Source organism: Arthrobacter melezitosi (assembly GCF_054511055.1).
This window is the reverse complement of sequence record NZ_JBTNDJ010000012.1, coordinates 82,919-95,182: the sequence shown is the minus strand read 5'-3', so window position 1 is coordinate 95,182 and position 12,264 is coordinate 82,919. Positions and strand designations below refer to the sequence as shown.

Sequence of the window (12,264 nt, the reverse complement as noted above, 5' to 3'; positions counted from 1 at the left end):
AAAGGGGGGGGGGGGGAGGGGGGAAGACCCCCCCCCCCCCGCCGTTGCGTTTAATCACCTTCTTTGTAGCTCTTCCACAAAATGGAGCTTCCCGGGCGAAAACCGTATGCTCGGTTCATGCCGCTCCCCGACAGCTCCGCCTCCCCGCCCCGGACCGCCGGGGCCGCCAAGGGGGGCCCGGCCATCCCGCCGGATCCCGACACGGTGGAGCGGCTGCGCTCGAAAATCGGCGCCCTGTCCACGGCGACCCTGAAACAGCTTGACTCGGACCTCCCCTGGTACCGCGGGCTGCGCCCCGACGAGCGCTCGGCCCTGGGCATGGTCGCGCAGAAGGGCATCGCCTCCTTCGTGAACTGGTACCAGCGGCCGGTCTCCCCCGCCTGGGTGCTCAGCGATGTCTTCGGCACCGCCCCCACGGAGCTGACCCGCTCGATCAGCCTCCAGAAGGCGCTCCAGCTCATCCGCGTCGTCGTCGAGGTGGTCGAGGACCAGGTGCCCTTCCTGGCACCCCCGGCGGACCAGGCCCCGCTGCGCGAAGCGGTGCTGCGTTACTCCCGCGAGGTCGCCTTCGCCGCCGCGGACGTGTACGCCCGCGCCGCCGAGACCCGCGGCTCCTGGGACACCCGGCTCGAAGCCCTCGTCGTCGATGCGATCCTGCGGGGGGAAAGCTCCGACGCCCTGCGCTCCCGCATCGCGGCGGTCGGGTGGAACGCACAGGGCCGCATCACGGTCATGGTCGGCAGCGCCCCGCCCGAGCCGAACGCGGCCTTCCTCAACGAACTCCGGCGGGTGACCGGACGCCTCGCGGAGGACACCCTCGTCGGCATCCAGGGCGACCGCCTGATCCTCGTCCTCGGCGGCGTGCACGACCGTGAGGTCGCCTACGCCCGGCTCAGTGAACTGTTTGGGCCCGGCCCGGTCGTCTACGGCCCCGAGGCGGAATCCCTCGTCGCGGCCAGCTCCTCCGCCCAGGCCGCCTTCGCCGGGCTGACCGCCGCCAAGGCCTGGCCGACCGCACCCCGGCCGGTCTCCGCGGAGGACCTCTGGCCCGAGCGGGTCGTCTCCGGCGACGATTCCGCCCGCAAGGCCCTCGTGCACAACATCTACCGGCCGCTGGTCAACGCCTCCAACGGCCTCGAGCAGACCCTTTCGGCCTACCTGACCCTGGGGCACTCGCTGGAGGCGACCTCGCGCGCACTGTTCGTCCACGCCAATACGGTGAGGTACCGCCTGCGCCGGGTCTGCGACGTGACCGGCTGGGATCCACTGCTCCCCCGGGAGGCGTTCGTCCTGCAGACGGCGCTGGTCGTCGGGCGGCTCTACCAGCCCTCGAAGTCCTCGGCGGAACGCTCACCGAACCGCTCCGGGTAGGACGGCGCCTTGTAGAGTTCCTACAACGCGCTCACCGCAGCTTGGTTCGAGTAAACACCCAAGAATGCCTCATCGATTTGGAAAGCTGGAAACGTGCTTGCAATCGCCTGCCCCGGCCAGGGGTCCCAAACGCCAGGATTCCTCAGCCCGTGGCTTGAACTGCCCGGCGTCGCCGGGCACCTTGCCCTGCTCAGCGACCAGGCCGGCGTCGACCTGATCAAGCACGGGACGGTGTCCGATGAGGACACCATCAAGGACACCGCCGTCGCGCAGCCCCTGATCGTTGCCGCGGGGCTCGTGGCCGCCAGGGTGCTCCTCGAGAACCATCCGATGACCGCCGGGACCGTCGTGGCGGGCCATTCGGTGGGTGAGCTGACGGCCACGGCCATCGCCGGCGCCCTCACCGAAGCCGATGCCATCGCCTTCGTCCGCGTGCGCGCCACCGCAATGGCCGAGGCGGCCGCGGCGGTGGCCTCGGGCATGAGCGCGGTCCTCGGCGGGGACCCCGACGAGGTCACACAGGTCCTCGACCGGCTCGGTCTCACCGCGGCGAACGCCAACGGTGGTGGCCAGGTCGTGGCGGCCGGAACGCTCGAACAGCTCGCCGCCCTGGCAGCCGAACCGCCGGCCAGGGCGCGGGTGATCCCGCTGAAGGTCGCCGGCGCGTTCCATACGGACCATATGGCTCCGGCGGTGACAGCGCTCGAGGCGCTGCGCCCCTCCCTCACCCCGGCCGAACCGCTGCCCACCCTGCTCTCCAACTACGACGGGCAGCCGGTCAGCACCGGTGAGGCAAACCTTGACAGCCTCATCGCCCAGGTTTCACGCCCCGTGCGGTGGGATCTGTGCATGGCGTCGATGCAGGAGATGGGCGTGACGGGCCTGCTCGAACTGGCCCCCGCGGGCACGCTGACCGGCCTCGCCAAACGCGGAATGCGCGGGACGGCCGCATTGCCCGTAAAATCTCCGGAGGACCTCGACGCGGCCCGCGCCTTCATCGACGAGCATTCGCGTCTCCTGGATACCGACTCATCCCTGGCAGAAGGACATCAGTGAGCACTCCCGCTCTTCAGCAGGCTCCCCTCCGCGACTACACCCGTATCGTCGGCGTCGGAGCATACCGTCCCGAGGTGATTGTCACCAACGACGACGTCGTGCAGTGGATCGACTCCTCCGACGAGTGGATCCGGCAGCGGACGGGCATCGTCACGCGCCACCGCGCTCCGCGCGACGTGAGCGTCATCGACATGGCCGAGGCCGCCGCGCGTGATGCCCTCGCCAGTGCGGGCATCGACGCCAAGCAGCTGGGTGCGGTCCTCGTCTCCACTGTCACCCACCCCTACGCGACTCCCTCGGCGTCGGCGCAGCTGGCCGACCGCCTCGGCGCCACGCCCGCGCCGGCGTACGACATCTCGGCGGCCTGCGCGGGCTACTGCTACGGGATCGCCCAGGCCGACGCCCTGGTCCACGCCGGCACCGCCGAGTATGTCCTCGTCGTCGGCGTCGAGAAGCTTTCGGACTTCATCGACAACTCCGACCGCACCATCTCCTTCCTGCTGGGCGACGGCGCGGGCGCCGTCGTCGTCGGACCCTCGACCACTCCGGGCATCGGCCCGTCGGTCTGGGGCTCGGACGGCAGCAAGCACGAGTCGATCCGCATGACCCGCTCGCTCATCGACATCCGCGACTACTCCCTCGGGGCCCTCAGCGCGCCCGAGGCGGACGGCGAGGGCACCGACCCCGCCGCGGAACAGGCCTCCCTCTGGCCCACGATGCGCCAGGACGGACCCACTGTGTTCCGCTGGGCGGTCTGGGAGATGGCCAAGGTCGCGCAGCAGGCCCTCGACGCGGCGGGAATCACCGCCGAGGACCTCGTGGCCTTCCTGCCCCACCAGGCGAACATCCGTATCATCGATGAGATGGTCAAGCAGTTGAAGCTACCCGAGCACGTGAGCGTTGCCCGTGACATAGTCGATGCGGGGAACACCTCCGCTGCGTCGATTCCGCTGGCCATGCACCGCCTGTTGAAGGAACAGCCCGAACTGAGCGGCGGGTACGCCCTGCAGATCGGCTTCGGGGCCGGGCTCGTCTTCGGCGCGCAGGTCGTCGTCCTTCCCTAGGTTTCCACGCCCAAACCGCCCACGGCGGTTTGACCCAACCACGCCGGCACCGTCCGGCAGTAACAGAAAAGGAGCCACTATGGCTAGCAACGAAGAAATCCTGGCCGGTCTGGCCGAGATCGTCAACGAGGAAACGGGCCTCGCCCCCGAGTCCGTCGAGATGGACAAGTCCTTCACCGACGACCTCGACATCGACTCCATCTCGATGATGACCATCGTCGTCAACGCCGAGGAGAAGTTCGGCGTCCGCATCCCCGACGAGGAAGTCAAGAACCTCAAGACCGTAGGCGACGCCGTTACCTTCATCGCCGGCGCGCAGGCGTAACACCTGCTCCGCGAGGAGCAACGGCGGCAGCCTCCGGCCCAGAGCCGGGGGCAGCCGCCCTTCTTCACCCCGGTTCCCGCCGCCAGGCGCGTGGCCGACCCAACGCTTTGAAAGAGTGACCATGCCCCGCAAAGTAGTCATCACCGGCCTCGGTGCGACAACGCCCATCGGCGGTGACGTACCCACCATGTGGGCGAACGCCCTCAAGGGTGTTTCCGGTGCTCGCACCATCGAGGCCGACTGGGTCCAGAAGTACGACCTTCCCGTGACCTTCGCGGCCCAGGTCAGCTCGCCGGCCAGCGAGGTCCTCTCGCGCGTCGAGGCCAAGCGGATGGACCCCTCGACCCAGTTCGCCGTCGTCGCCTCCCGCGAGGCCTGGCGCGACTCCGGACTCGAGGAAGTCGACCCGGACCGTTTCGCCGTCGCGTTCGCGACCGGCATCGGCGGCGTGTGGACCCTGCTCGATGCCTGGGACACCCTGCGTGACAAGGGCCCCCGGCGCGTCCTGCCCATGACTGTCCCAATGCTGATGCCCAACGGCCCGGCGGCCGCGGTCAGCCTCGACCTCGGGGCGCGCGCCGGCGCGCACACCCCGGTTTCCGCCTGCGCCTCGGGCACTGAGGCCCTTCACCAGGGCCTTGAACTGATTCGGTCGGGCAAGGCCGACGTCGTCATGTGCGGCGGTGCCGAGGCAGCGATCCACCCGATGCCGATGGCGGCGTTCGCCTCCATGCAGGCCCTCTCTCGCCGCAATGACGACCCGGAGCACGCCTCACGCCCGTACGACCTCAACCGGGACGGCTTCGTCATGGGTGAGGGAGCCGGAGCGCTGGTGCTGGAGGCCGAGGAACATGCCCTCGCCCGTGGGGCCCGCATCTACGCCGAACTGGCCGGAACGTCGGTCACTGCCGACGCGTACCACATCACCGCACCGGACCCGGCCGGACTCGGGGCCACCCGGGCGCTCAAGGCGGCGCTGTTCGACGCGCGGGCCATGCCCTCCGACGTCGTGCACGTCAACGCGCACGCCACCTCGACGCCCGTCGGCGACAAGCCCGAGTACACCGCCCTGAAGGAGGCCCTCGGATCGCACGTTGACAATGTGGCAGTATCCGCGACGAAGTCTCAGACCGGGCACCTCCTCGGTGCCTCGGGTGCGGTGGAGGCCGTCATGACCGTGATGGCCGTGTACGACCGGAGCGCTCCGGTGACCATCAACCTGGAAAACCAGGATCCCGAAATTCCGCTCGACGTCGTCACCTCCGAGCGCAAGCTGCCCGGTGGCGACATCGTGGCGCTGAGCAACTCGTTCGGCTTCGGCGGCCACAATGCCGTCGTCGTGGTGCGGAACGTCTAGCCCCACGCAGCACAAAGGAAGGGCACCTCCCTGGCGGGGGTGCCCTTCCTTTTGCTATGGACCGGCGGCCGTCCTGTGCTGAGCGGCCGGATGTGCGGATCAGCCGACCTGGTGCAGCCAGCGCACCGGGGCGCCTTCTGCGGCGTGCCGGAACGGCTCGAGCTCCTCGTCCCATGACTCGCCAAGGGCCAGGGACAGCTCGTTGTAGACGGCCGATGGGTCGCCGGCGCCGGCCTCGTAGGCGTAGCGGATGCGGTCCTCGGACACCATGATGTTCCCGTGGACGTCGGTGGTCGCATGGAAGATGCCAAGTTCGGGGGTGTGGGACCAGCGGCCGCCGTCGACGCCGGCGCTCTGCTCCTCGGTGACCTCGTAGCGGAGGTGCGCCCAGCCGCGCAGGGCCGAGGCAAGCTGCGCTCCCGAGCCCTGGGGTCCGGTCCAGGCGAGCTCGGCGCGGTGCATTCCGGGCGCGGCAGGTTGAGGCCTCCAGTCCAGGTCGGCCCGCTTGTCGAGCACCGACCCGATGGCCCACTCGACATGAGGGCACAACGCGGAAGGGGCTGAGTGCACGTACAAAACACCGCGGGCCATCACAACAGACATTCCATCCTCCATAGCTTTAGGTACGTCTTCCCCAACGACCTGCATGGCTGATGAAACAGTGGAGCGTGGAGCGTGCTTTGACGACACTGCCCGAAGTGCAGTGTGCCGGATGACTAACTAGGATTCATTGTGCCGTACAACTCACCGGAGCGCTACTGCAATTACTCAGGTGATCGCAAAAACTACTTGCTTTTCGGCGAGCCTCCGAATTCCGCTTGGTCGGACGTACTATGCGCGGGGGTGGGACTGCTCGTAGCTTTGGCGCAGCCGGTCGACCGAGACGTGGGTATAAATCTGGGTCGTCGCCAGGCTGCTGTGGCCTAAGATCTCCTGGACGGCCCTCAGGTCCGCCCCTCCATCGAGGAGGTGGGTGGCGGTGCTGTGGCGGATCGCGTGCGGGCCGGACGCCGACGTGTCGCCCAGCGCGGCGAACAGCCGCTGGACCGTACCCCGCACGGCCCGCTGGTCGATGCGCCCTCCGCGCCGGCCGAGGAAGACGGCGGGTCCGCTGGCGGCGGTGGAGAACTGGGGGCGGCCGCGGCGCAGCCAGTCATCGAGTGCGTGGGCCGCGGGAACCCCGAAGGGAACAGTCCGCTCCTTGTTTCCCTTTCCGAGCACCGTGAGCGTGCGCCGCTCGGTGTTGAGGTCGTCAATGTCCAGACCGGTCAGTTCCCCGACGCGGATCCCGGTGCCGTAGAGGAGTTCCACCATGGCGCGGGACTGGAGGGCGCCTCCCTCCCCCTCCCTCGCCGCATCCTCCAGGGAGGCGAAGATGGAGTCGAGCTGCGCCCGGGTGACAACGTGGGGCAGTGACTTTTCCCGTTTCGGCGCCCGCAGGCGGAGGGCCGGATTGACCGCAATCAGTTCCTCGCGCTCGGCCCAGGCCATGAAGCTGCGTGCCGTCGCCGCGCGGCGGGCGATGGTGGAGCGGGACAACCCTGAGCTGTCAAGCGACCCGAGCCAGGCCCGGAAGTCGCTGAGCTCGACGTCCTCAAGCCGTTCGGTACCGCGGGCCTGGACGAAGCCCAGCAGCAGTTCGAGGTCCGTCAGGTAGGCCCGGACCGTGTGCTCGGAGCGGTTGCGTTCGGCCTCGAGGTAGCGCCGGTACTTCTCAACCGCTTCGGTAAACGACGGCGAGAGCTCGGTCTGCGGCCTGTCGGTGGAAGCCTTCGGGACGGCGATATCGTGCTCCCTTCCACCTCGTGATTCTCCGACCTCTACTCTGCTCCGTCGCGGGGGTCGCGTCCAACAGGCGCTCCGATCAGGACGCCCTTTTGTTTCCCGGGGGACTCCCCTGCGGCGGCGGCCGGTTCGATGTTCTTTACTGCCGTGGCGGTGGTCGGCCCGGTGATCTTTCCTGCCGTGGCGGCGGCCGACCCGCTTCCCGTCCCTCCCATGGCGGTGGCAATGGCCGGTCCGGTGCCCTTCCCTGAACCGCCAACGGCCCCTGCTGTCTGCGCGGTGTTGATCCCTTCCGACACGGCTGTCCCTTCGAGGTCGAGGAGGAAGCGTTTGGCATCGATCCCGGCCGCATACCCGGCGAGCGCCCCATTGCCGGCAACGACCCGGTGCCCGGGAATGAGGATCGACAGGGGGTTCGCCCGGACCGCGGCACCGACGGCCCGGCCCATGGCGGCATTCCCCAGTGCCGCGGCGATGTTCCTGTAGGTGCGCGTTTGGCCATAGGGGATTCGCGCCACCATCGCCCACACCCGGTGCTGGAACCCGGTGCCGGCGGGAAGGAGCAGCAGTTCGAAGGAACGGCGGGTCCCGGCGAAGTACTCTTCGAGTTGACGTGCCGCGCCGAGCAGCACGACTCCCGGCTCCCTGTCCGCTGTTCCGCCACGCTCCCCGCTCAACGATCCACCGTCCTCCCTGCCCGTGGGTCCGCTGACCTCCCGGCCAGCCGTCCCGCCGCGTCTCGTCCGGGTCGGGGCGCCGGATGGTGCACCGGGCTGGTTGAGTGTGGTTGCAGGGTCCTTCGAATTCTGGCCCGCTTGGTCTTCCTGCCGGTCTCCTTGCCGGTATTCCTCCCACCGCTCCCCCAGCAGCACTGCTCCGGGCTGCGGGTCGTGCCGTTCGTGGTAGACGCCGACGAGGCCGCCTTGTGCAGCCACAAGGATCAATCCACCGATGGGACTCTCGATACGGTAATGCTGTCTCATGCTGACTCCTCTTGCTCCTTGCGGTCAGGGGAAATCCCTGCGCCGTCGAATAGGGATACTTCGCGTACCTTCACGACCCGGGGCCCGTGGGAGCGCTGTGCGCCGCGGGTGGCCGCCCGAAGTGATGAGAACCGCGGGGCTGGAACTCAGGCCGCCGACTTGATGGCCGGACAGGTTAGGTTTTCGGCGCCCTCCTCCACCCTTCGGGACTGCGGATGGCAAGACCGGCGACTTCGAGGCGTGCAAGCCCGCCCAGGACGTCGCGTGGTCCAAGGCCGGCCACCGACGCGAGCTTCTCGACGGAGGAATGGACCCTCACGGGAAGGGCATCGAGCAGGAGGATGTCCTGGACGGCGAGTCCATCGTGGTCGCTGGATGGAACCGACACTGCGGTCTCTGGGTGCGCCCCAAGGGGACCGGCGAGCTCGGCCACCTCGGACGTGTCGGTCACACAGATGGCGCTTCCGTCGCGCAGGAGCCGGTGGCAGCCGGCGGAATTTGCTGAGTAGACAGATCCGGGAACGGCTCCCACCGGGCGCCCCAGTCCGGCGGCATGGTGTGCCGTGTTGAGGGCACCGGACCTCCAGCGGGCCTCCACCACGACAGTGACGGCGCCCAGGGCCGCAATGAGTCGGTTCCGCTGCAGGAAGCGCCATCGGGTGGGGGCAGATCCCGGCGGGACCTCGGAAATCAAAAGTCCTTCCCGCGCGACCGTGCGCAGCAGTTCCTCGTTCCCCGCCGGGTAATAGCGGTCCACGCCACAGGCCATCACGGCGATGGTCGGCGGCCGGGCGTTCCCTGAGGTGCCCAGCGCGGCCCGGTGGGCCTGGGCATCGATACCGTAGGCTCCGCCGGAGAGGACGGTGAATCCCCTGAGCACCAGGCCGGATGCCATTTCGGCGGTTACCGCGGCGCCGTAGCCCGTACTGTCGCGGGATCCGACAAGTGCCACCATCCGCTCAACCGGGGGCACCTCGGCAGGTCCGCGGACCCACAGGCACACGGGCGCTGCTAGCTGAAGGTCCTCAAGGGCGGCCGGCCAGTCCGCCGCCTCGGGAGTCAGCAGCCGTCCACCGAACCTGGCCAGGGTCGCGAGGTCCCGTTCGGGGGCAAGGTCTTTCCGTCGCGGCGCCCAGCGCTCAAGCGCCCGGTCAAGGGCGTCGTCCGGAGCGTCCCCGGGCGAAAGCAGATCCTGGACCTCCTGTTTCACTCCCGCTCCCGCCCTGAGGCCGCCGGTGGCGATACGGAGTGCGTCGATGGGACCGGCGGCGGCCGTCAGGGCCAGTCCGACGCCGTCCGACGGTTCGAACAGCCGCGACAACGCAGCGCGGGCGATGGTGGTGCCGCTGTCCGGGACGTTCACGCCGCACGCTCCTGCAGGCGGAAGCCCAGAGCCACCGCGACGTCGTCCGGGTCCGGCTGGGCGTGTCCGGCGAGGTCGGCGACCGTCCAAGCGACCTTGAGCACCCGGTCCCAACCACGGGCGCTGACCAGGCCGCGCTCCAGCGCCCTGTCCAATGCCGCCGTAACGCTGCGTGGCAGGCGGAGTTCATCGCGCAGGATCCGCCCCCGGAGCTCGGAGTTGGTTGAACACCCCCAGCGGGAAAGCCTTTCGGCCTGCGCACTCCTCGCCGCGTTCACCCGGGCTGCGACCGTCGAACTGCTCTCCCCCGCCGTTCCACTGACATAGTCGGTGAGCGCCACCCTGTTCACCGCCAGCTGCAGGTCGACCCGGTCGAGCAACGGCCCGGACAACCGGTTGAAGTAGCGCCGGCGCTGCTGCGCCGTGCACTGGCAGTCGACCCCCTTCCCCGAGGCGAGTCCGCACGGGCACGGGTTGAGGGCGAGCACGAGTTGGAACCGTGCCGGGTATGCCGCCGTTCCCGCCGACCGGTGCAGCACGAGGGAACCACTCTCAAGCGGCTCCCTCAGGGCGTCAAGCACACGCCGTTCATACTCGGGGGCTTCGTCGAGGAACAGCACGCCCCGGTGTGCGCGGGAAGCGGCGCCGGGCCGCGGTATTCCGCTGCCGCCTCCGATGATGGCGGCCGCCGTCGCTGTGTGGTGGGGACTTTCAAACGGCGGGCGCCTCCGCAGGGTATCGCATGGTGCACCGCTGAGTGAGTGAATCGCCGTGACCTCCATGGCATGACGGTCATCGAGGTCGGGGAGGATGCCGGGGATCCGTTCGGCGAGCATCGTCTTTCCCGCACCGGGCGGCCCCACCATCATAAGGTGGTGCGCACCGGCGGCAGCTACCTCCAGGGCGAACCGGGCCTCGGCCTGGCCGGCGACATCGGCCAGGTCACGGGTCTCACCAATGTCCTGCCGGACCGGCTCGGCGCCGGACAGCTCGGGTTCGCCCGGCACGGGAGGCTGCACAGCGTTCGGGTCGGCCCCGTAGGCCAGGAGAACTCCGGCAAGGGAATCGTAGCCCCGCACGGCCGCGCCCGGGACGAGGGCCGCCTCCGCGCGATTGCCAGTGGCAACGACAACCTCGCTGTAACCCGCGGAGACGGCGGCCATGACCGCTGGCAGGACGCCGCGGATGGGACGGAGCCGACCGTCGAGGCCGAGTTCCGCAAGGAAGACTGTGCGACCATCTCCCCGAAGGTCCCCCGCCGCGGCCAGGGCCGCCATCACGATGGCGAGGTCGAAGCCGGAACCGCGTTTGGGGAGCGACGCCGGAACGAGGTTGACGGTGATCTTGCGCCTGCTCAGCGGAACCCCGGCGTTCCGCGCTGCAGCCCGGATCCGGTCCTTCGCCTCGTTCAGTGAGGCATCTGGCAGACCGAGAAGGACAAAGGCGGGCAGCGTCTGCCCAATGTCGGCTTCGACCTCCACGATGTAGCCGTTGAGCCCGACAAGGGCCACCGAGTAGGTCCGGCCCAGCGCCACCTAGATCACGGCCCGGACGTGTTCGATCCGCGGCTCACCCTCACCGTCATCCAGCACCGCCACGGCGTCGACCCGGAAACCGGCGAAGCGCCGCCGGTGTGCCTGGGCCCACTTGGAGGCCAGCACATAGAGCCGCTCCAGCTTGGCCGTACTGATCGCCTCCAGCGGATGCCCGAAGTCCTCCGAGCTGCGCGTCTTGACCTCGACGATGACCAGGGTGGCTCCATCCACCGCCACCAGGTCGATCTCCCCCGCGGGGCAGCGCCAGTTGCGGTCCACCACCTGCAGCCCGCGGCCTTCGAGGAACTCCGCAGCGGCCGCCTCGCCCCGCCGACCCAACTCGTCCTTCGCCGCCATGAACACCACCTCCGCCACCAGCCTGAGGGTGCGGAGTGCGTAAGTGGTGACCAAAGGCCCCTATGTGGATAACTGTCCGCCTGACACAGGCAGGGGCGGGGCGGAAGGTCCTCGGATTGATCAGATAAGTATGCCGCCCACCGGCGCCAAGGGACCCGAAGGCGAGTAAGCTCGCATGCTATAAAACCCGGCTCAACAACCGCAGGCGAGGAGGGACCAGCCATGACACCCATCGAGGACAGGACGGCCGGAGGGTCGGAAGCGGACCAGCTTGAGCAGCAGGCGCCGGTCGCTTCGGACGGCGGAGACGAGGAGACCGGCGCAGGGGTGTTCGCCGTGGGCAACGGCGGCTCGGAGGCCGACGTCCTTGAACAGTCCGTCGACCTGCCCGAGGACTCCGACTCCGAATACCCTCGGGAAAGCGACGAGGAGTAGCCGCACCCTGCTGCACAACCGTCGGAGTCCCTGAACGCCGGCGGCCGGCCGGTCGTTGCCAGTATTGCCACGCGCCTGCCCGCCGAACACCGGTAATCAGTGGGCATGTCCAGACATGCCCAGCGATGGACACCGGCCAGTGGGCACAACGGTTGGGAAGCCCGTCACTGGCACACCTGCCCACCGATGGACGCCGGTCCGTGGGCAGGAATTCATAGGCAGAACGTCACGCGCACCACGCCCCGGCCGGCACGAACACCCCCGAAACGCCCGCGCCGCCCAGGAGTTGAAGCCCGGGACGCCTAGTTCCCCAGGTGGCTGTCCTTGGGCAGCGCGATGTCGTCCGACTTCGACAGTTCCTCCACATTGACGTCCTTGAACGTGATGACCCGGACGTTCTTCACGAAGCGCGCCGAGCGGTAGACGTCCCACACCCAGGCATCCTGCAGGGTCAGGTCGAAGTAAACCTCACCGTCCGCGGACCGGGCCTGCAGGTCGACGTGGTTCGCAAGGTAGAACCGCCGCTCGGTCTCGACGACATAGCTGAAGAGATTCACGACATCGCGGTACTCCCGGTACAGCTGGAGCTCCATGTCGGTTTCGTAGTTTTCAAGATCTTCGGCGCTCATGGAT

The 12,264-nt window shown here is 68.8% G+C and carries 13 protein-coding genes; 6 read left to right on the top strand and 7 right to left on the bottom strand.

Translation table 11 applies throughout. The features are described 5' to 3' along the window. Window positions 1-117: 117 nt before the first annotated feature. The 5 genes from ACX80W_RS12890 (at window position 118) to fabF (ending at window position 5,173) form a co-directional block, all read left to right on the top strand. On the top strand, window positions 118-1,371 hold the full coding sequence (locus ACX80W_RS12890) for a PucR family transcriptional regulator (RefSeq protein ID WP_459283874.1): 1,254 nt from the start codon (window positions 118-120) through the stop codon (window positions 1,369-1,371). A gap of 93 nt (window positions 1,372-1,464) precedes the next feature. Next, on the top strand, window positions 1,465-2,427 hold the full coding sequence (locus ACX80W_RS12885) for an ACP S-malonyltransferase (RefSeq protein WP_459283872.1): 963 nt from the start codon (window positions 1,465-1,467) through the stop codon (window positions 2,425-2,427). Then, window positions 2,424-3,491, top strand: a complete 1,068-nt coding sequence (locus tag ACX80W_RS12880) for a beta-ketoacyl-ACP synthase III (protein ID WP_459283870.1) — start codon at window positions 2,424-2,426, stop codon at window positions 3,489-3,491. Before ACX80W_RS12885 ends, ACX80W_RS12880 begins: the two co-directional genes overlap by 4 nt. Before the next feature lie 79 nt (window positions 3,492-3,570). Continuing rightward, complete coding sequence (locus ACX80W_RS12875; protein ID WP_133402200.1) at window positions 3,571-3,816, top strand: acyl carrier protein; 246 nt, start codon at window positions 3,571-3,573, stop codon at window positions 3,814-3,816. A gap of 121 nt (window positions 3,817-3,937) precedes the next feature. After that, window positions 3,938-5,173, top strand: coding sequence for a beta-ketoacyl-ACP synthase II (gene fabF / locus ACX80W_RS12870; protein WP_459283868.1), 1,236 nt, complete (start codon window positions 3,938-3,940; stop codon window positions 5,171-5,173). A gap of 99 nt (window positions 5,174-5,272) precedes the next feature. Here the strand turns inward: fabF and ACX80W_RS12865 are convergent, their stop codons facing one another. The 6 genes from ACX80W_RS12865 to ACX80W_RS12840 form a co-directional block, all read right to left on the bottom strand. Beyond that, complete coding sequence (locus ACX80W_RS12865) at window positions 5,273-5,776, bottom strand: DUF3145 domain-containing protein (protein ID WP_120165355.1); 504 nt, start codon at window positions 5,774-5,776, stop codon at window positions 5,273-5,275. Between the two features lie 228 nt (window positions 5,777-6,004). Beyond that, window positions 6,005-6,958, bottom strand: coding sequence for a tyrosine recombinase XerC (locus tag ACX80W_RS12860; RefSeq protein WP_459283881.1), 954 nt, complete (start codon window positions 6,956-6,958; stop codon window positions 6,005-6,007). A 35-nt stretch (window positions 6,959-6,993) separates the two neighbouring features. Beyond that, window positions 6,994-7,941 (bottom strand): methylated-DNA--[protein]-cysteine S-methyltransferase, encoded by a 948-nt coding sequence (locus ACX80W_RS12855; RefSeq protein ID WP_459283866.1) that lies wholly within the window; start codon window positions 7,939-7,941, stop codon window positions 6,994-6,996. A gap of 175 nt (window positions 7,942-8,116) precedes the next feature. Beyond that, window positions 8,117-9,304, bottom strand: a complete 1,188-nt coding sequence (dprA, locus tag ACX80W_RS12850; RefSeq protein WP_459283864.1) for a DNA-processing protein DprA — start codon at window positions 9,302-9,304, stop codon at window positions 8,117-8,119. Then, window positions 9,301-10,839, bottom strand: coding sequence for a YifB family Mg chelatase-like AAA ATPase (locus ACX80W_RS12845; RefSeq protein ID WP_459283862.1), 1,539 nt, complete (start codon window positions 10,837-10,839; stop codon window positions 9,301-9,303). The genes dprA and ACX80W_RS12845 overlap by 4 nt, the downstream gene beginning before the upstream one ends. Beyond that, the gene (locus tag ACX80W_RS12840) at window positions 10,840-11,205 is read right to left on the bottom strand and encodes a YraN family protein (RefSeq protein WP_459283879.1); all 366 of its coding nucleotides are present in this window, start codon (window positions 11,203-11,205) and stop codon (window positions 10,840-10,842) included. 213 nt (window positions 11,206-11,418) lie between these two features. Here ACX80W_RS12840 and ACX80W_RS12835 point away from each other — a divergent pair, with 213 nt between their 5' ends. Further along, window positions 11,419-11,631 carry an Rv3202a family protein gene (locus ACX80W_RS12835; protein WP_459283860.1) on the top strand — a complete coding sequence of 71 codons (213 nt, stop codon included), beginning with the start codon at window positions 11,419-11,421 and terminating at the stop codon, window positions 11,629-11,631. A gap of 302 nt (window positions 11,632-11,933) precedes the next feature. Here the strand turns inward: ACX80W_RS12835 and ACX80W_RS12830 are convergent, their stop codons facing one another. After that, window positions 11,934-12,260 carry a DUF2469 domain-containing protein gene (locus ACX80W_RS12830; RefSeq protein WP_459283859.1) on the bottom strand — a complete coding sequence of 109 codons (327 nt, stop codon included), beginning with the start codon at window positions 12,258-12,260 and terminating at the stop codon, window positions 11,934-11,936. Window positions 12,261-12,264: the final 4 nt, after the last annotated feature.

Bases quoted from the DNA above. Each gene is read 5' to 3' on its own strand.
- ACX80W_RS12830 (WP_459283859.1), bottom strand. From the start codon at position 12,260: ATGAGCGCCGAAGATCTTGAAAACTACGAAACCGACATGGAGCTCCAG.
- fabF (WP_459283868.1), top strand. From the start codon at position 3,938: ATGCCCCGCAAAGTAGTCATCACCGGCCTCGGTGCGACAACGCCCATC.
- ACX80W_RS12855 (WP_459283866.1), bottom strand. From the start codon at position 7,941: ATGAGACAGCATTACCGTATCGAGAGTCCCATCGGTGGATTGATCCTT.
- ACX80W_RS12835 (WP_459283860.1), top strand. From the start codon at position 11,419: ATGACACCCATCGAGGACAGGACGGCCGGAGGGTCGGAAGCGGACCAG.
- ACX80W_RS12875 (WP_133402200.1), top strand. From the start codon at position 3,571: ATGGCTAGCAACGAAGAAATCCTGGCCGGTCTGGCCGAGATCGTCAAC.
- ACX80W_RS12865 (WP_120165355.1), bottom strand. From the start codon at position 5,776: ATGTCTGTTGTGATGGCCCGCGGTGTTTTGTACGTGCACTCAGCCCCT.
- ACX80W_RS12890 (WP_459283874.1), top strand. From the start codon at position 118: ATGCCGCTCCCCGACAGCTCCGCCTCCCCGCCCCGGACCGCCGGGGCC.